This is a genomic window from Leifsonia virtsii (assembly GCF_030433675.1).
GTDB classification, from domain to species: domain Bacteria; phylum Actinomycetota; class Actinomycetes; order Actinomycetales; family Microbacteriaceae; genus Leifsonia; species Leifsonia virtsii.
In genome coordinates, this window is the sequence record NZ_JAROCB010000002.1 from 162,218 (window position 1) to 180,831 (window position 18,614).

16 protein-coding genes are annotated in these 18,614 nt (G+C 71.8%); 11 read left to right on the forward strand and 5 right to left on the reverse strand.

The features are described from left to right. The first annotated feature begins 271 nt into the window (after positions 1–271). The 8 genes from kdpF (at position 272) to P5G59_RS06850 (ending at position 9,222) form a co-directional block, all read left to right on the forward strand. On the forward strand, positions 272–361 hold the full coding sequence (gene kdpF / locus P5G59_RS06815) for a K(+)-transporting ATPase subunit F (protein WP_175336857.1): 90 nt from the start codon (positions 272–274) through the stop codon (positions 359–361). Between the two features lies 1 nt (position 362). Next, positions 363–2,036: a potassium-transporting ATPase subunit KdpA gene (gene kdpA / locus P5G59_RS06820; RefSeq protein WP_301217244.1), complete on the forward strand. Its 1,674-nt coding sequence runs from the start codon at positions 363–365 to the stop codon at positions 2,034–2,036. Between the two features lie 3 nt (positions 2,037–2,039). Beyond that, entirely contained in the window at positions 2,040–4,190 is a 2,151-nt protein-coding gene (gene kdpB / locus P5G59_RS06825; RefSeq protein WP_301217246.1) for a potassium-transporting ATPase subunit KdpB, read from the forward strand. A 20-nt stretch (positions 4,191–4,210) separates the two neighbouring features. Then, the gene (kdpC, locus tag P5G59_RS06830) at positions 4,211–4,834 is read left to right on the forward strand and encodes a K(+)-transporting ATPase subunit C (protein WP_301217248.1); all 624 of its coding nucleotides are present in this window, start codon (positions 4,211–4,213) and stop codon (positions 4,832–4,834) included. A gap of 92 nt (positions 4,835–4,926) precedes the next feature. Beyond that, entirely contained in the window at positions 4,927–5,421 is a 495-nt protein-coding gene (locus tag P5G59_RS06835; RefSeq protein ID WP_301217250.1) for a winged helix-turn-helix transcriptional regulator, read from the forward strand. 92 nt (positions 5,422–5,513) lie between these two features. Then, positions 5,514–6,425 (forward strand): 2-dehydropantoate 2-reductase, encoded by a 912-nt coding sequence (locus P5G59_RS06840; protein WP_301218786.1) that lies wholly within the window; start codon positions 5,514–5,516, stop codon positions 6,423–6,425. Then, complete coding sequence (locus P5G59_RS06845; RefSeq protein WP_301217252.1) at positions 6,422–7,822, forward strand: MFS transporter; 1,401 nt, start codon at positions 6,422–6,424, stop codon at positions 7,820–7,822. The genes P5G59_RS06840 and P5G59_RS06845 overlap by 4 nt, the downstream gene beginning before the upstream one ends. Beyond that, positions 7,819–9,222: an MFS transporter gene (locus P5G59_RS06850; RefSeq protein ID WP_301217254.1), complete on the forward strand. Its 1,404-nt coding sequence runs from the start codon at positions 7,819–7,821 to the stop codon at positions 9,220–9,222. Before P5G59_RS06845 ends, P5G59_RS06850 begins: the two co-directional genes overlap by 4 nt. Before the next feature lies 1 nt (position 9,223). Here the strand turns inward: P5G59_RS06850 and P5G59_RS06855 are convergent, their stop codons facing one another. Further along, positions 9,224–10,144 carry a LysR family transcriptional regulator gene (locus P5G59_RS06855; protein WP_301217256.1) on the reverse strand — a complete coding sequence of 307 codons (921 nt, stop codon included), beginning with the start codon at positions 10,142–10,144 and terminating at the stop codon, positions 9,224–9,226. A gap of 143 nt (positions 10,145–10,287) precedes the next feature. On the opposite strand from P5G59_RS06855, the gene P5G59_RS06860 reads away from it, so the two are divergent. Then, positions 10,288–11,196 (forward strand): DMT family transporter, encoded by a 909-nt coding sequence (locus tag P5G59_RS06860; RefSeq protein WP_301217258.1) that lies wholly within the window; start codon positions 10,288–10,290, stop codon positions 11,194–11,196. Here the strand turns inward: P5G59_RS06860 and P5G59_RS06865 are convergent. Next, positions 11,166–11,960: an SDR family NAD(P)-dependent oxidoreductase gene (locus P5G59_RS06865; protein WP_301217260.1), complete on the reverse strand. Its 795-nt coding sequence runs from the start codon at positions 11,958–11,960 to the stop codon at positions 11,166–11,168. The genes P5G59_RS06860 and P5G59_RS06865 overlap by 31 nt on opposite strands. An 85-nt stretch (positions 11,961–12,045) precedes the next feature. Continuing rightward, on the reverse strand, positions 12,046–13,140 hold the full coding sequence (locus P5G59_RS06870) for a fatty acid desaturase family protein (RefSeq protein ID WP_301218788.1): 1,095 nt from the start codon (positions 13,138–13,140) through the stop codon (positions 12,046–12,048). A gap of 132 nt (positions 13,141–13,272) precedes the next feature. Between P5G59_RS06870 and P5G59_RS06875 the strand changes: the two genes are divergently transcribed. Together P5G59_RS06875 and P5G59_RS06880 are read left to right on the forward strand one after the other, a co-directional pair. Then, entirely contained in the window at positions 13,273–14,157 is an 885-nt protein-coding gene (locus tag P5G59_RS06875; RefSeq protein WP_301218832.1) for a hypothetical protein, read from the forward strand. 126 nt (positions 14,158–14,283) lie between these two features. Next, positions 14,284–15,867, forward strand: coding sequence for a helix-turn-helix transcriptional regulator (locus P5G59_RS06880; protein ID WP_301217262.1), 1,584 nt, complete (start codon positions 14,284–14,286; stop codon positions 15,865–15,867). A 12-nt stretch (positions 15,868–15,879) separates the two neighbouring features. Here the strand turns inward: P5G59_RS06880 and P5G59_RS06885 are convergent, their stop codons facing one another. Together P5G59_RS06885 and P5G59_RS06890 are read right to left on the reverse strand one after the other, a co-directional pair. Further along, a complete protein-coding gene (locus P5G59_RS06885; RefSeq protein ID WP_301217264.1) occupies positions 15,880–17,925 on the reverse strand; it encodes a sigma-70 family RNA polymerase sigma factor in 2,046 nt (681 codons plus the stop codon). Between the two features lie 18 nt (positions 17,926–17,943). Further along, positions 17,944–18,426 carry a hypothetical protein gene (locus P5G59_RS06890; protein WP_301217266.1) on the reverse strand — a complete coding sequence of 161 codons (483 nt, stop codon included), beginning with the start codon at positions 18,424–18,426 and terminating at the stop codon, positions 17,944–17,946. Between the last annotated feature and the right edge of the window lie 188 nt (positions 18,427–18,614).

Consider the following 18,614-nt stretch of genomic DNA (forward strand, 5'->3'; position numbering starts at 1 on the left):
CGCTGCGCGGCCGGTCCCAGACCCTCCGAACGGAAACCGTTAGGAGTCGCCGGCCCCGCGTATGGATTGCGTTAGGACCGCATCCACGCCCCATCCACACGACTTGTATGTATCCGTGCCACCGGCCAGCGCCGGCGGCATCCGCCGTGCCGGCCGGCGCGGCGTGAAGGCCCGGATGGAGAAGAACCCTGGTGTTGGACGTCCTGTGTGTGGTGGGGATCCTTGCGCTCGCCGCGATCGTCGCCCTGATCGGAAGAGGGGTGGAGAAGCTGTGATCTTCTTCAACCTGCTGGCGGCGGCGCTCGCCGTCGCCTCGCTCGCGTACCTGGTCTACGCCCTGCTGAAGCCGGAGAAGTTCTGACATGACGTTCTGGCTCTTCCTGGCCCAGGCGGCGACCCTCGTGCTGCTGCTCGCCCTGGCCTACCGACCGCTCGGCGACTTCATGGCGGCCACCTTCACCTCCCGCAAAGACCTGCGCGTCGAGCGCGGCCTCTACCGGCTGATCGGCGTGGACCCGCGCAACCAGCAGAGCTGGCCCGCGTACTTCCGCGGCGTGCTGGCGTTCTCGGTGCTCGGCGTGCTGCTGCTCTACGTGCTGCAGCGGGCGCAGGCGATCCTGCCGTACTCGCTCGGGCTCCCCGCCGTCCCCGAGGGGCTCTCCTTCAACACGGCCATCTCGTTCGTGACCAACACGAACTGGCAGTCGTACTCGCCCGAGGTCACTCTCGGGTACACGGTCCAGCTGGCGGGGCTGGCGGTGCAGAACTTCCTGTCCGCCGCGGTCGGCATCGCCGTCGCGGTCGCGTTGGTCCGCGGGTTCGCCGCGCACCGCACCGGGACGATCGGGAACGTGTGGGTGGATGTCACCCGAGCGACCCTGCGCATCCTGCTGCCGTTCTCGATCGTCTTCGCGGTCGTCCTGATCGCCGGGGGCGTCATCCAGAACGTCAACGGCTTCCAGCACGTCACCTCGCTGACCGGATCGACGGTCACCATCCCGGGCGGACCGGTGGCGTCGCAGGAGGCGATCAAGGAACTCGGCACCAACGGCGGCGGCTTCTTCAACGCCAACTCGGCCCACCCGTTCGAGAACCCGACGGCGTGGACGAACCTGGTCGAGATCTTCCTGATGCTCGTCATCCCGTTCTCGCTGCCGCGCACCTTCGGGACGATGGTCGGCGACAAGCGGCAGGGGTACGCGATCCTCAGCGCGATGGCGGCCATCTTCGTCGTCTCGCTGACCGCGCTGACGCTGTTCGAGCTGCAGGGCGGCGGAACCGCCACCCAGGCCGCCGGCGGTGCGATGGAGGGCAAGGAGCAGCGCTTCGGCATCCTCGGCAGCACGCTGTTCGGCACGACCAGCACGCTGACCTCGACCGGCGCGGTCGACTCGATGCACGACAGCTTCACGCCGCTCGGCGGGATGATGCCGATGCTCAACATGATGACCGGCGAGGTGGCCCCCGGCGGCGTCGGCTCCGGTCTCTACGGGATGCTGGTCATCGCGATCATCGCGGTGTTCCTCGCCGGGCTCATGGTGGGCCGCACGCCCGAGTACCTGGGCAAGAAGATCGGCTCGCGCGAGATCAAGCTCGCGAGCCTCTACATCCTCACCACGCCCGCCCTCGTGCTGCTCGGCACCGGCCTGAGCTTCGCCATCCCGGCGATCAGGGACAACATCGAGAAGGTCTCGATCTGGAACCCCGGCCAGCACGGCTTCTCCGAGGTGCTGTACGCCTTCACCTCGGCCGCGAACAACAACGGCTCGGCCTTCGCCGGCCTCACCGCGAACACCCCGTGGCTGAACGCGTCGCTCGCCACCGCGATGTTCCTCGGCCGGTTCGTGCCGATCGTCTTCGTCCTGGCGCTGGCGGGCTCGCTGGCGTCGCAGGAGAAGGTCCCGGCGACCGCCGGCACCCTCCCCACGTATCGTCCGCAGTTCGTCGCGCTCGTCGTCGGAACCGTGGTCATCGTGGCCGCACTCACCTATTTCCCCGTTCTCGCGCTGGGTCCCCTGGCGGAAGGGCTGGTCTGAACCATGTCGACACTCACCGAGACCGTGGAGAACCGCGGTCACCACGAAACCGAGCGGACGAACGGGGGCGCCTTTAGCGGCCGGCAGCTGCTGACCGGGCTGCCCGGCGCGTTCCGCAAGCTCAACCCGAAGGACATGTGGCACAACCCCGTCATGTTCATCGTGGAGGTGGGGGCGGCGCTGACGACACTCCTCGCCATCGCCCAGCCGTTCCTCGGCGAGCAGAAGTCCGGCGGCTCGGCCGTCACGCTCGGCTTCACCTGGGCCATCGCCATCTGGCTGTGGCTGACCGTGCTCTTCGCGACCCTCGCCGAGTCGGTCGCCGAGGGTCGCGGCAAGGCGCAGGCGGCGAGCCTCCGCAAGACGCGCACCACCACCGTCGCCAACCGCGTCCGGAACTACGACCCGAAGGGCGACCCGGCGGCGGAAGACGCTGCGGTGGAGCAGCTGGCCTCGGCCGAGCTGACCCTCGGGGATGTCGTGATCGTCACGGCCGGCGAGCTCATCCCCGGCGACGGCGACATCGTCTGGGGCATCGCCTCGGTCGACGAGTCGGCCATCACCGGCGAGTCCGCCCCGGTGGTCCGCGAGTCCGGCGGCGACCGCAGCGCGGTGACCGGCGGCACCCGCGTGCTGTCCGACCGGATCGTCGTGCGCGTCACCAGCAAGCCGGGCGAGACCTTCGTCGACCGGATGATCCGGCTGGTGGAGGGCGCGGCCCGGCAGAAGACGCCGAACGAGATCGCGCTGAACATCCTGCTCGCCAGCCTGACGATCATCTTCGTCATCGTCGTGCTGGTGCTCGGTCCCACGGCCGGGTTCGCGAACGCGGCGCCGTCGGTGCCGGTGCTCGTCGCCCTGCTGGTGTGCCTCATCCCGACCACCATCGGCGCGCTGCTGTCGGCCATCGGCATCGCCGGCATGGACCGCCTGGTGCAGCACAACGTCCTGGCGATGTCGGGCCGTGCGGTCGAGGCGGCCGGCGACGTGACGACCCTGCTGCTCGACAAGACCGGCACGATCACCTACGGCAACCGGCAGGCGGCCGAGTTCGCGCCGGTCGGCGGGGTCCCGGATGCGGACCTCGTGAAGGCGGCGGCGCTCGCCTCGCTGAGCGACCCGACGCCCGAGGGCTCGTCGATCGTGACGCTCGCGCAGAAGCTCGGCTTCAGCCACGAGGGAGCGGTCGACGGCGAGGTGGTTCCCTTTACGGCGCAGACTCGGATGAGCGGCGTCGACTTCGCCGACGGCAGCCAGGTGCGCAAGGGCGCGGCGTCCATGGTGATCGCGTGGGCTCAGGAGTCGGGCAGTGTGCCGGCATCGACCCTCGCCGACCTCGACGCCCAGGTGCGGCGCATCTCCGAGGTCGGCGGCACGCCGCTCGCCGTGGCGACGAAGTCGGCTGCGGGGGAGGCGACCATCCTCGGCGCGATCTACCTGAAGGACATCGTCAAGTCGGGCCTCGCCGAGCGGTTCGCCGACCTGCGCAGGATGGGCATCCGCACGGTGATGATCACCGGCGACAACCCGATCACCGCCAAGGCGATCGCTGCAGAGGCGGGCGTGGACGACTTCCTGGCGGAGGCGACCCCGGAGGACAAGCTGAAGCTGATCCGGAAGGAGCAGGAGGGCGGCAACCTGGTCGCGATGACCGGGGACGGCACCAACGACGCCCCGGCGCTCGCCCAGGCGGACGTCGGCGTGGCGATGAACACCGGCACCTCGGCCGCGAAGGAGGCCGGCAACATGGTCGACCTCGACTCCGACCCGACCAAGCTGATCGACATCGTCCGCATCGGCAAGCAGCTGCTCATCACCCGCGGCGCGCTGACCACCTTCTCGATCGCCAACGACGTCGCGAAGTACTTCGCGATCATCCCGGCGATGTTCGTCGGGGTGTTCCCGGGGCTGCAGGCGCTCAACATCATGGGCCTGCACTCCGCGTCGTCGGCCATCCTCTCCGCGGTGATCTTCAACGCGATCATCATCGTCATCCTGATCCCGCTCGCGCTGCGCGGCGTCCGCTACCGGCCGCGCTCCGCCTCCTCGCTGCTGAACAGCAACCTGCTGATCTACGGCGTCGGCGGCATCATCGCCCCCTTCATCGGCATCAAGCTGATCGACCTCGTCGTCGGCCTGATCCCCGGATTCTGAAAACCGAAACGGAAGGCATCATGAACGCCTCACTCCGCGGCACCGGACGCCAGTACTGGGTCGCCCTCCGCGCACTGCTCATCTTCACCGTGGTCCTCGGGATCGCGTACCCGCTGGTGGTGACCGGTGTCGGCCAGCTCGTCGCGTCGGCGCAGGCCAACGGGTCGACCGTGACCTCGGGCGGGAAGGTCGTCGGCTCCGCACTGATCGGTCAGGGCTTCGTCGACAAGAAGGGCAACCCGCTGCCGCAGTGGTTCCAGTCGCGTCCCTCGGCCGCAGGAAACGGCTGGGATGCCGGCGCCTCCAGCGGAAGCAACCTCGGGCCGAACAACCCCGACCTGCTGAAGTCCATCGAGCAGCGCAAGAAGACGATCGAGATGGTGGATGGTGTGGCCGCCGGCAGCATCCCCGCCGACGCCGTCACCGCGTCCGGTTCGGGACTCGACCCGCACATCTCGCCGGAGTTCGCACTGCTGCAGGTGGATGCGGTGGCCAAGGCCCGCGGCATCGACGCCGACAAGGTGCGCGCGCTCGTGCAGAGCCATATCCAGCAGCGCGACCTCGGCTACCTCGGAGAGGCGACGGTCAACGTCCTCCAGCTGAACATCGCGCTCGCCGAGCTCGACCCGAGCGGGAACGAGTAGGGCACGACGCGTAAACTGGTCTGAAGCAAGCTAATCGCACCAGGTGGCTTCCGGATCCCGGACCGGCGACGGGTTTGCGGAAGGAGGCTGTCGTGCCGCTCAGGTCTGATTGGTCGACGCGCGCGTGCACCATCGCGCGAGGGATCGACGTGGTGGGCGACCCGTGGACGCTCCTGATCTTGCGGGAGGCGTTCGCGGGCGCCCTCCGCTTCGACGAGTTCGCCGCCCGCACCGGGATCAGCGACAAGGCCCTCAGCGCCCGCCTGAAGGATGCGGTGTCGGCCGGCCTCATCGAGCGGGTCGAGATCACGGACGGCCCCCGGCCGCGCGCCGAGTACCGGCTCACCGAATCGGGCGCCGACGCGCTGCCCATCTTGCACGCCTTCGCCCTGTGGGCCGACAAGCATGCGCCCCACTCCGAGCGGGGAGCGCTCGGCATCAACTGCCGCACGTGCGGTGCGCGGGCGACGAGCGCGGACGTGTGTCTGTCGTGCGGCAACCGGCTGACCGCCGAGAACACGCGTTGGACGCGACCCGGCGAGTGGGATGGCGCCCAGGTCGACTTGCTCGGTGTGCAGCAGCCCTAGAAGTCGCACCTCCACCAAGCTTTCTCGAAGAAAGCTAAACTCGACGCATCGGGGTCGAGTCGAGAGAGGTGGAACGAGTGCGGATCCTTGTGGTGGGCGCCGGCGCTGTCGGTGGATATTTCGGGGCGCGGCTGACTCAGGCGGGAGTCGATGCGGCTTTCCTGGTGCGGCCGGCACGGGCGGACAGTCTCGCGGGAGCGGGGCTCGCCCTGGTGGAGCCGGACGGCTCCCGCGAGACGGTCCCCGTCCGCGCCCTGACGGCGACGCAACTCGCCGAGCCATGGGACGTGGTCCTCGTCGCGGTGAAAGGCTCGTCGCTCGAGGGGGCGATGGACGACATCGCGCCCGCCGTCGGTGACGGCACGGTCGTGTTGCCCTTGCTCAACGGCATGAGCCACGTCGCCCGGCTCGTCGACCGTTTCGGGGCAGGGCGCGTCCTCGGGGGAGTGTGCGAAGTCGCGACCGAGCCGGCGCCCGACGGTGCGATCCGGCAGCTCGTCCCCGGGGGGATGGTCCGGTTCGGCGAGCTCGACGGCTCGTCCTCGACCCGCGTCTCCGGGATCCAGCAGGCGTTCGCCCCCGCACGATTCGCGAGCCGCACGTCCGAGACCATCGTGCAGGACATGTGGGAGAAGTGGCTGTTCATGGCGTCGGGAGGAGCGGTGGGCGTCCTCCTCGGCGGCTCCGTCGGCGACATCGCGGCGGTCCGCGGCGGTCCCGACGCGGAAGGAAGGATCGTCGACGAGGCGCTGGCCGTGCTGGAGGCGGCCGGTCACGCCGCTCGCGCCGATGCGGCCGCGCGGGTCCGATCGGTCCTCACGGCGGAAGACTCGCCGTTCACGACCTCGCTGTTCCGCGACTTCCGGGCGGGGCGACCCACCGAGGGGGAGGCGGTGATCGGAGACTTCGTCGGCCTCGCTGAGCAGCATGGGGTCACAGTGCCTCTGCTCTCGGCCGCGGCCGTCCGCCTGCGCGTCGCATCGACAGGACGGGGTGCTTGGTGAGTGCCGAAGCCTCTCTCGTCGCCCCTGACCGCTCGACGGGGCGGAGGCGCGCGGCGGTCGCCGTCGTCCTCATCGCGGTCTTCATGAGCAACCTCGACCTGTGGGTCGTCAACGTCGCGATCACCGCGATCGGCCGCGACCTGCCCGGCAGCTCGCTCGGCGGCCTGTCCTGGGTCATCAACGGCTACTCCATCGCCCTCGCCGCACTGCTCATCGTCGCGGGGCGTGCCGCGGACCGCTACGGCGTCACGCGGATCTTTCAGGCGGGACTCATCGTCTTCACCCTGGCCTCCGCGTTGTGCGCGGTCGCCCCGGACCTCGTCGTCCTCGTCGTCTTCCGCGTCCTCCAGGGGATCGGCGGGGCGATGGTCACAACCGCCTCGCTGAGCCTCCTGCTGAGGGTCACGGAACCGGAGCGCCGCGCCCACGCGGTGCGCGACTGGGCGGCGGTCGGCGCTCTCGCCGCCGCGACAGGTCCCACGATCGGCGGCCTGCTGGTGACCCTGGACTGGCGATGGGTGTTCCTCATCAACCTGCCGATCGGGATCGTCGCGATCGTTCTGACGGCCGTACGCGCGCCGAAGTTCCCCGGCAGGGCGGGGGTACCTCATCCGGATCTGCTCAGCGCCCTCCTGCTCTCCATCGCGGTCGCTGCTCTGGTGGCATCGATCGTGCAGCTCCCGGACCAGGGTCTGACCCTCACGACGGCCATCGTCGTTCTGGTGCTCGTCCTCGCAACGGGGCTGTTCGTCCTCCGTTCCCGCAAGCACGCGAACCCCCTGATCGCCCCTGTGCTGTTCCGGCTCCGCGGATTCCCGACGGTCAACGCCGCCATGCTGATCTTCTCGGCCGGCTTCGGCATCATGCTGCTCTCCAACTCCCTCTGGCTGCAGAACGTCTGGCACTTCGGGCCGGTCCTCACCGGTCTCGCCATGGCGCCGGGCCCGCTGATGGTCCCGGTCACGACGGCGATCCTGCGACGGTTCGGGCGGAGGGTGCGCCCGATCGTCTTCGTCGCGGCCGGGGGACTCGTCTTCGGCGCAGGTATGGTCTGGGGCATCGTGATGCGCAGCGCCGAAGTCGAGTACGCCACGGTCCTGCTTCCCCAGCTCATCGCCGGTGGGGTCGGGATCGGACTCGCCATCGGGAACCTGCTGGCGACCGGGTCGGCGCTCCTCCCCGACGAGCACTCCGGCGCGGGGAGCGGAGTGCTGAACACCGCCCGCCAGATCGGCGCCAGCGTGGGCGTCGCGGTCATCGTGACGTCGCTCGCCGCGACCGGGCAGTCGATCCTCGGCTTCGACATCGCGTGGGCGGTCGCGGCGGCGTGCGGGTTCGCGCTCGCCGTGCTCGCGCTCGCCCTGGCGCGGGCGTCCGGCGGTCGGGGTGTCTCGTGAGCGGTCCCGCCACCGCCCCCGCGCAGCGCAGCAGGCGTTTGACGTTCTTCGTGGTGGTCACGGGCAGCGTGCTGGCGTCCCTCGACCTGTTCATCGTGAACATCGCATTCGGTTCCATCGGCGCGTCGTTCCCGGGCTCGGGCGCGCGGGAGCTGGCGTGGGTCCTGAACGCGTACGGGATCGCCTTCGCGTCTCTCCTCGTTCCGTTCGGACGCGTCGCGGACACGATCGGCCGCAAGCGGGTCTTCACAGCTGGGCTCGTCGTGTTCGCCGTGGCCAGCGCGGTCTGCGCTGCGGCGCCGTCGCTCTGGATCCTTGTCACGGCCCGGGCTGTGCAGGGTGCGGGTGCGGCCGCCGTCATCCCCACCAGCCTCGGACTGCTGCTCTCGTCAGCCCCACCCGCCGACCACAAGCGGCTGGTCAGCATCTGGGCGGCGACAGGCTCGATCGCCGCCGCCCTGGGTCCGACGGCCGGTGGGCTGCTGGTCCAGTTCGGCTGGAGGTGGATCTTCCTGGTCACGGTGGTGCTCGCGGCCCCCGCTCTCGCCCTCGTCGGGAGGGTGCGCGCGCAACCCGGCCGAGGCGGACGTCTCCCGGACCTCCTGGGATCTGCGGCGCTCGCGCTGTCGGCCGGACTCCTCGTATGGGTCGTCTCGTACAGCTCCGATCCGGGCACGACCGTCCTCGGGCTGAGCATCGCCGCCGGGTCTGCAGCGATCCTCGCCGTCGTCTTCGTCTGGAGGAGCCGCCGGGCGCGCGTGCCGGCGGTCGACCTCCGGGTCTTCGCGGCGCGCGGCTTCCGCTTCGCCTCGGTGGGGATGCTGTTCTTCTACGCTGCGTTCGGCATCATGCTGGTCAGTGCGCCGCTCGTGCTGACCGGCGCTCTCGGCCTTCCTCCCGCGCTCGCGGGGCTCGCGTTCGGCGCCGGACCGGCTGCGGCCGTCGCGTCCACTCTGGTGGCGGGGCGGTTGCCCCTGACGCCACGGACGCTCGGCGTCGTGGGAGGAGCGCTGTTCGCGGCCGGAGGCGCGTGGTGGCTGGCGGTCCTGGTGCCGACGGGGTCGTTGTGGTGGGGCTATGTTCCGGGCATCGTGCTGACCGGGCTCGGCGCGGGTGTCGCGCAGACGTCCTTCATCGCGGGAGGGACGGCCGGCCTCCCTGCCGCGGAGTACTCCGCCGGCGCGGGCATCCTGAACACAGGGCGCCAGATCGGCTCCGCCCTCGGGGTGGCCGGCTTCGTGGCCGTCACCGCCGTCGGCGCGCACACCGCGGCCGTGTTCGCGCCCGCCTGGGCGGTGATGACCGCGGCGGGCGCCCTGGCGCTGCTGGCGGCGCTGTGCATGGGCGGCCGCACGTCGACCGCTGCGGACATCGCGGAGCTGGAGTCGTCGGCAGGCTGACTCAGGCGTGCGCCGTCGGGGTGCGCCGCACGTGATCCTTCGCGGTCGCCGCCAGCACTTCGACGATGCGCTCCACTCCCGCGTCGCCGCGGAGGGACGAGCGGTAGGCGACGTCGATGTGGCGCTGGAGCGGGAGTGTCGGCGTGCACAGCGTCACACCGTCGGGGACGGACGATACGGTGAGGCCCGGCACGAGCGCGACACCGGCTCCCGCGGCGACGAGTTCGAGCTGCGCGGCGAAATCGACGCTCTCGGCCACGACCTTCGGCCGGAAGCCGGCCAGGCCACAGGCGCGATCCACCATCTCGTAGCAGGTCAGGTCGGCCTGCGGCGCCACCCACGCGTGCTCGGAGAGATCGGCGATGTCGACCATGGGAGCCGCGGCTGCGTCGTCGGCGCGGATCGCCAGCCAGACCCGCTCGCTCTCGAGCCGGCGGCCCACCAGGCCGTCCGGGAGGCGGCGCGGGACATTGGAGTACGAGTGGACGACGGCCACATCGGAGAGCCCGCTGAGCAGATTCGCGAGGGCTTCCGCCGGCTCGGGCGTGCTCAGGGTCAGCTGGACGCCGGAGTCCTCGGACAGGCGCCTCCAGGTGTCGGCGACGAAAGTGCGGGCGGCCGAGGGGAAGGCGGCCAGCCGGTAGGTGCCCGCCGTGCCGAGCCGGAGGGATTCCACCTCGAGCTCGGCGAGCGAGAGCCGGTCGAGAACATCCCGCCCGTGCTCGGCGAGCAGCTTCCCGGCCGGGGTGAGCGCCAGGCGCCGCCCCTGGCGCTCGGTGAGGGTGACACCGAGTTCCTTCTCGAGGGCGGAGAGCTGCATCGAGATGCCGGGCGCCGTCAGCTGGAGCTCCTCGGCGACGGCCGCGATGGTCCCCAGTCGATCCAGCTCGGCGAGCATCCGGAGCTTGCGTACGTCGATCATCTATGGACTTTAGCAGTCTCGGCTCGAATCAGAAGCGCGCGAGCTGTCATCGGGGCCTTCGTTCCGAAAAGCTAAAGCAGACTGAGTTATTGGGTCATATTTATTCACTTGTGCTGTACTCATAAGCCCATCACCCTTGGAGAGTGAAAGCAAATCGCGGAGTGCTCGCCGGTCTGGCCGTCGTCGTGCTGTGGGCCAGTGCCTTCCCCGCCATCCAGGTGGCCGCGCCGGCCTTCGGTGTCATCGGGCTCTCGTTCGTCAGACTCGCGGTGGCCATGATCGCGCTTCTGGCTTTCGCCGCGGTGAAGCGGGTCCGCCTCCCGAGGCCGCGCGACCTCGGCTGGATCGTCGCCGCGGGATTCTTCGGGATGACCGCCTACCAGCTGCTCCTCAATGAGAGCGAGCTGCACGTTCCGGCGGGTACTGCCAGCATCATCGTCGCGGCAGCACCGCTCGTCTCTGTGGCGGTCGCCTTCCTGCTCTTCCGCGAACCCGTCACGCGATTCACCGTCGTCGGCAGCCTGATCGCCCTGGCGGGGGTGGCGGTCGTGTGCCTCGCGCGCGCGGGCGTGTCCCTGTCCGCCTCCGTCTGGATCGTCGTCGCGGCGATGGTCGTGCAGGGTATCTACCATCCCCTGCAGCGGCCGCTGCTGAAGACGTACAGCGGCCTCGAGGTCGCGACGTACACGATGGTCGCCGGTACAGCGATGACGCTGCCCCTCGTCCCGTTCGGGTGGGGGCGGCTGGTCGAGGCATCGCCGACGGAATGGATCGCCGCGGTCTACCTCGGCCTACTGCCGTCCGCGCTCGGGTTCGTGCTCTGGGGCTACGCGGTCGGCCGCCTCCCGGTGGCGATCTCGACCTCCCTGCTCTACCTCGTTCCGCCGATCGCCGTCTTCATCGCCTGGGTCTGGCTGGGCGAGATCCCGCTGCCCGCCGAGCTGGTCGGCGGCCTCATCGTGATCGCCGGAGTTGTCGTGATCTCGCAGGGAGCGCGCCTCCTCCGGCGTGCTCGTCGCCGTCAGCCGGCGACGGCGTCCGCCGGGCGCTGAGCGGGGAGCCCCGTCGCACGTCCTGCGATCGCGGTCATGAGTTTGCGGGGAATCAGCCGGGGCAGCACACGGGCGACCAGCGCGTTCTCGAAACCGTGGACGGTGCTCGACTTGCTCGTCGCCAGGCTGCGCAGGCAGTGGTCGACGAGGTCGTCCGCGCCGCGTGCCCGCCCGGTCTTGGCGGCCTCGCCCGCGGTCTCGAAGAACTCGGTCTCGGTGGCCCCCGGGCACAGGGCGATCACGCGGACGCCGGTCCCGCGGAGCTCCTCCCATAGCGCTTCGGTGAACGAGAGCACGAACGCTTTCGAAGCGCCGTAGACGGCCATGTGCGGCACGGGCTGGAACGACGCGGTCGAGCCCACGTTCACGATGGTCCCCGCGCGACGGGCGAGCATCCCCGGCAGGATCCGCGTCGTCATGGCGACGACCGCGCCGCAATTGACCTGCACCTGCCGGCTGAGGGCTGCGGCGTCCGACTCCGCCACATCGGCGTGCACGCCGAATCCGGCGTTGTTGACCAGGACATCCACCCGTGTCCCAGCGGCCTCGAGGGCAGCCGCGATCCGGTCGGCTGCGCTGTCGTCGGACAGGTCGGCTGCGATGACGTCCACCCGCACGCCGTGGCGCTCGCGGAGTTCGTCGGCCACAGCGTCCAGCCTGTCGCGCCGTCGTGCGATGAGGACGACATCGTGGCCGTCGTGGGCGTAGCGCTCCGCGAACGCCTTCCCGATCCCGGACGATGCGCCAGTGATGACCGCTGCCATGGATGATGTCCTTCCCGCTCGGCGCCCAGGGCGCCCTCGATGACTTTACTAGCTTGAAGTTAGCAAAATCACCGGAGGGCGGAAGCTACACCCGCCGCAGCTGCGCCGCCGCCGGGCAGTCGAACGGGTCGCGCGCCGCGAGCCCGACGCGATTGAGGTAGCGGATCACGATCCGGTACGAGTTCACCAGGCCGGTCTCGGTGTACGGGATGTCGTGGATTGCGCAGTGCTCGCGCACCAGCTGGCGCGCGCGGCGCAGGTGCGGGCGGGCCATGCTCGGGAAGAGGTGGTGCTCGATCTGGTGGTTGAGGCCGCCCATGAGGAGGCTCATCGACCAGCCGCCGCGGATGTTGCGGGAGGTGAGCACCTGCTTGTTCAGGAAGTCGACCCGGGTGCCGGCCGGCAGCAGCGGCATGCCCTTGTGGTTCGGCGCGAACGATGCCCCCATGTAGACGCCGAAGACGGCGAGCTGGACGCCGAGGAAGGCGAACGCCATCCCGACCGGGAGCATCAGGAAGACGATCGTGACGTAGATCGACAGGCGGAGCCCGATGGCGACGAGCTCGGTGCTGCGGCGCTCGACCGGTCCGCGGGAGAGGAGCGAGCGGATCGACGTGACGTGCAGGTTGACGCCCTCCAGCAGCAGGAGCGGGAAGAAGAGGTAGCCCTGCCGGCGCGTGATGACCGCGAGCAGGCCGCGCTGCCGTGCCGCGTCCGTCTCGGTGAACGAGATGGTGTCGAACGCGATGTCCGGGTCCTTGCCCTCGGTGTTCGGGTTGGCGTGGTGGCGGGTGTGCTTCGTCATCCACCACTGGTAGCTCATGCCGACGAGCCAGGTCGCGATCAGGCGGCCGGCCCGGTCGTTCGTGGGGCCGGAGGCGAACACCTGGCGGTGCGACGCCTCATGGCCGAGGAACGCGAACTGGGTGAAGATGAGGCCGAGCGCGGCGGCGATGAGCAGCTGGAACCAGGAGTCGCCCAGCAGGATGAAGCCGGCGACGGCGCCGAGCAGCCCTGTGACGAGCACCGCGAACATGGCGATGTAGAAGCCGCGGCGCCGCTCCAGCAGGCCCTCGCCGCGGACGCGGGCGAGCAGCTCGTTGTAGGTGCTGGTGACCGGCTTGCGGCCCTCGGTGCGGGGCCGCGTCCGCAGGACGGGACCGAGAGTGGATGCAGTGATGCTGTTCCTCCGCTGAGTGTGACGACTTCCCAGCCGAGGATGCGGGCGGTTCGCCCAAGATGCCCCAAGCGTAGGCGCGCTTGCTGGGTAACCCCGGTATATTCGTCGGCAGCGGAGACCGGAGGGGACCAGGTGCGCGACGTCGACGAGCGCGAGGCGCCGTCCTCCGCCGCGCGCGTGCTGCGGGTCGCCCTGCTGGGCCTGGCCGGCGCGGCCGTGCTCACGGCGATCGGGCTCCTCACCCAGACCTCGGCCGCGCAGGCCGACGAGCGGCCGACGCCGCCGTCCCTCCTCGGGTCGGTGACGCAGGGCGTCGGCTCGCTGCTCGGCGGCGGATCGGACTCGGGCGGACTCGTCGGCTCCATCGTGACGCCGGTGACCGGCGCTGTGGATTCGACGGTGACCTCGCTCCCGGTGGTCGGCTCCGTGACCTCCGGGCTGCTCGGCGCGACCCCGACCGGCTCGGTCACCGCGCCCGTCGTCGGCGCCGTCGACCAGGTGGTCGGGGGCGTGACCGGCATCGTCTCGGGAGGCGGCGGCACCGGTACGCCGCCGACGTCGCCGGGTGACGGGGACGGCTCGGCCCCGAGCATCCCGAGCAACGCCTCCGGTTCCGGCATCGATGGCGGCGGCGACGCGGCGGCGGTCGGCACACTCGACACGGCCGCGGTCGTACCTGCGCAGCCCGCGGCCGCCCCTGCGCCGACCGCGCCGGTCGCGGCATCGGGCAGCGCGGGCAAAGCCGTCACCCTCCACCCGGCGGCCACCCCACCGCTGGTCTCGCCCACCGCCACCGCGGACCCCGCGCCGACCGCGCCCGCGCCGGGCCCGATCAGCGATACGCCGGCCTCCACGGGCGGCTCGCTCGGCTCGTCCGGTTCGTCGGGCTCCGGTCCGACCGCCGACGTCGACGGCGCCTGGACGCCTGCCTCTGCCCCAGCCGCGCTGAGGCCGTCGCCGCCCTCCGTCATCCCCCGCTCCGCTCCGCCGGGCGACCACGAGGTCAGCCCCGGATAGTCCCTCCCTCGGCGTCGGCCCTGTGCCGCGCCGGCTCGATCATGCCCCGATCGGGGCGAGGAGCCGACGCGCCGACGCGCGCTTCGTCGCGCCGTCGCGCGTCCGGAGGTTTCGGAGGACGAGCTCGTGGAACGAGCGGACAACACAACGGATCAGGCGCAGCCGTTCGCGCGCGCCTGGTCGCAACTGCACCGGGCGGTCCGTGCGCGGGCCTACGAGGACGCCGTCTCGGCGGCCAGGAGCGGCTGGTTCACGCTGCTCTCGGGGCCCGCGCACGAGGTCGCGCCGCTGCTGGAGCCGGTGCCGCCGCCGGAGCTCGACCGGCGCCCGCTCCTGTCGGCCCTGCTGGGACACGCGCAGGTGTCGATCCCGGCCCGCCGGGCGCACGCGCTGCGGCGCCTGGCGCAGGCGGAGTCCGCCGCGTCCTCGCCGGGCGGCCCGCTCCCGCCGCTCGACCGCGCGCTCATCCTGGGCGCCCAGGCCGACGTGCAGCGGCGACTCGGCCGGATGGAGGGCGCGGTCGGGGCGGCACGCGCGGCGCTCACCGCGCTCGACGGTTCGGCCCCGTCGGACCCGTCGGAGGCCCGCGAGCTGGAGGACGTGTACGCGCACCTCGGCATGTCCCTGCTCTCGTCGGGCGCGACGCAGCTGGCCCAGGAGGCCCTGGAGGAGGGCGTGCTGGTGAGCGAGCTGGCCGGCAGGGCCGCGACGCCGGGGCTGCTGGCGGCACTCGCCCTGCTGGATGCGGTGGACGGCGACCTGCCGAACGCCCGCGCCTACGCGGTGCAGGCGCGCGAGCTGTCCCCGGTTCTCGCGGGGGCGGATGCCGTGCTGCTGGACACCGCGCAGACGGTCCTCGCCCTGGAATCGGCCGACCGGAGGGAGGCGGCACGCCGTGCGGCGGAGCCCGAGCCCGATGCGGGCGGGGCTTCCGGTCCCATCTGGGTCGCTGCCGCCGCGGCGACGGCCATGCTGCACTGGGTCTCCGGCTATCCGGGTCGGGCGCTCGCCGCACTGGACCACGCGGCGGCGGCGCACGGCCGCGAGGCGCGGACTATCGCCGTCCGCAGCGCCTTCGCGCCCCTCCGAGCGTCCCTGCAGCTCGCTCTCGGGCATCCGGATGCGGCGGTCGCGGTCCTGGAGCGCGACGCCACCCGGGCGGTCGCGCGGCAGCTGGGCCACGCCAGGATCGAGCTCGTGCTCGGTCGGCATGGCGCCGCGCTGGCCGAACTCCGGGCGGCGTCGACGGCGGAGCTGTCGACGCGCGAGCTGGCGGAGGCCGCGGCGCTGGAGGCGGCCGCCCTGCTCCGCTTCTCGACCGGCCCTCGCGCGGAGGCGATCGTCGACCACCTCGGTGCCCTGCTCACGGCGACCGGCCTGCGCCTGCCGCTGCGCCTGCTGGCCGCGTCCGACTTCGCGCGGGTGTCCGAGGCGCTGGCGGCTGCGGGCTACGCCGAGTCGCTCGCGCTCGACCGCCTCGCGCCGCTCTTGCCCGAGGTCGCCGAGGAGACGCTCACCAGACGTGAGACGGCGGTGCTGAACGCCCTGCTGGAGCATCCCTCGCACGCGGCGATCGCGGCCGAGCTCGGTGTCTCGGTCAACACCGTGAAGTCGCAGCTGCGCAGCGTGTACCGCAAGCTCGGCGCCTCCACCCGCGACGAGGCGATCGCCGTGGCCCTGGACCGGAACCTCATGGTGGAGCGCGAGTGAGGTCGCAGAGCCTCAGGGGAGGGTGACCGGCACGTCGCTGAGCACGCCGTGCCGGTCTCCGTACACCGCGACGACTCCGATGCGGTGGCCGCCCGACGTCCAGCCGTAGATCGCGTCCGCCCGTCCGCTCGCATCCAGGGTGAGGGTGAAGCGGGAGGCGGTGCCGTCGGCCCACACCTCGACGAGCGTGCCCGGCTCTCCCTGCACGCTGATGGACACCGTCCCCGGCGCGCCGGAGGCCGTCACCTGGGGCACGAGCGCGCTGCCGGTGACGGGCGCGCTGTCGGGCGAGACGTTGCCCAGCCGGTCTGTCTGGCGTGCGGTGATGGCGTAGTCGACCGGGATGCTGACGAGTTCCGGCGAGCTCCAGCGACCGGTGTCGTCGGCGGTGACGGTGGCGACGACGTTGCCGTCATCGGCGAGCTCGACGGTCGCACCGGCCTCGGCCGTGCCCGTGATGACGGGGGCGAGCCGGTTCGCCTCGGCGCCGGATCCGGTGTCGACGGTCAGGATGACGGGGGCGAGGGCCGTTCGGTCGATCGCGATGCTGAATGCCGCCGGGGTCGACGTGCCGTCCGCTGTCGTCTGGACGGCGTCCAGCGTCCAGCTGCCGTCGGCGAGGCCGGAGATGTCCAGGGTGAGGGACCAGCTGCCGTCCGGCGCGACGGTCCCGGTCGCGAGCGGCGTCGAGCGGCCCGCGGCCAGGGCGGAGACGGTCGCGCCGGGGATGCCGGTGCCGGCGAGCGGGACGGTCGCGGCCGCCGTCACCCAATCCACGGGGAAGGTCGACAGCACGACAGGCGCTGCGGGCGGCACGGGGGTCGTCTTCGGCGGGCTCGCGGGGGTCGTCGCGACGGGCGCTGTGGACGCCTTCGGAGACTCGGACGCTGGCGGCGCCGCGGTCTCCGGCTGCTCCGGGACGAAGGGGACCGACGGGACGGAAGGGACGACCGGGGCCGGCACGACCGTGGGCGCGGGCGCCGAAGGCTGCGTGGCGGCCGGCCGCTCCGGGGCCTCCGCGGCCGGCGCCGCCGCCGACGTCGTGTCGCTTCCGCTGGGGCGGGACGACGCGAAGAGCTGCGGCCCGAGCACGACGGCCCCGACGATCCCCGCCGCCACGGCGACGCCCGCGACGGCGGTCCCGGTCACTGTTCCCGCGCGTCCGGCACGCGTCGCCAGCCTCCGGACTCCGCGCGCTGCGGCGGGGGCCGCTGGAGCGTTCACCTTGGCGAACGTCGCCGCCGCCGCGGTCGCCGCCGCGCCCTCGCGAACGGTCGCCGCGTACGCCGCGGCGCCGCCGACGCCGAGCAGCAGGGGGAGCAGCACGAGAGTGAGGCGGGAGCCCACGTTGCGGGCCTCCGCCGCGACGATGCTGCACTTGGCGCACTCGGCCAGGTGACGCTCGATGCGCGCGGTGTCGCGCTTGCCGAGTCCACCCCGGCTGTAGGCGCCGACGCGCTCGGTCGTCCAGCGGTGCTCCGAGCCCTCGGGGCTCGCCGCGATGTGCGCCTGGATCCACGCCTGCCGCAGCCCCTCGCGCGCCCGGTAGGCCAGCGCAGCGGTGCCGTTGGCCGTGAGGCCGAGCAGCGGCGCGACGGCGGCCGCGGTCATCTGCTCGACCTCGGTGTACCAGAGCACCTCCTGCCAGCGCTCGGGCAGGGAGCGGAACGCGGTCACCGTGAGCGAGCGGTCCAGCGCCTCCATGCTCGCCGCCTCGGTGCTGGAAGGGTCCGGGATGGCCTCGGCGTCCTCGAGCGGATGTTCGCGCCGGCGCTGCCCCCAGCCCGCGGCGACGCTGCGGATCGTGGTGAAGAGGTACGGGCGGAAACCGGTGGTCGGCCCCTTCCCGTTGCGGACCGCTGCGAGGATGCGGAGGTACGCCTCGGCGACGACGTCGTCCGGGTCCTCCGTGCTGAACGAGCGCGCGACCGTGCGCCCGGCGGCGGCGTGCCGGCGCCAGAGCTCGGCGAACGCCTCCTCGTCGCCGTCGCGAGCGGACGCGACGAGGGCGGTGTCGGACTCCTCCGGCACCGCATCCATGGTGTCCTCCTCGCGCACGCGCCGCGGCCTCTCCACTCAGCCGGCCTCGGCGAGCGCCGGCTGCGGCGCCGTCAGGTCGGTCGGCCGGTGGGCGCCTCCGCCGACGCACACCAGGAAGTGGAACGGGACACCGTGCCACGGCACCCGGATCGCGGCGTCGACCGCGTCCACTCCGCCGCGCAGCAGGGTGTCGTCGATCGCGGCCGCGGTCATCCGGCGACCGGAGCCGTCGCTCGCCAGACCCTGCATGGCGTAGGTGAGGTCGGCGATGTCGGGGTCGGCCTCCGCCGCGGTCCACCGCAGCAGCGGGTCGTGCGTGTGCCGGCTGATCGGGAGCAGGGGCAGGACCGCGCCGGCGACATGCTCCAGCGGCGCATCGACGCGGAGAGTCGGGGTGCCGTGGGCCAGCGGCGTGTCGTCGGAGGCGAACGCCAGCCAGTCGCCGGGTCGCAGCCGGTCGAGCAGGGCGACAAGCGCCGCGCTGTCGGGCGGAGCGGCGGGTAAGACGGTGTCGGGCATCACAGGTCTTTCTCGTGCACGCCGAGAGCGCCCGCCGTCGGACGGCAGGGCGCTCTCGGCGTCGAGCGGGGTTCGGGTTTCCCGTTGTCGGCGCTTCGGGTCTGCGTCGACGGTTCCGGCGGCGATTCGGGCACCGCCGGTGGTGCGCGTTCGGGTCACGCACCCATAGAAGAGATCGTCTGTTATAC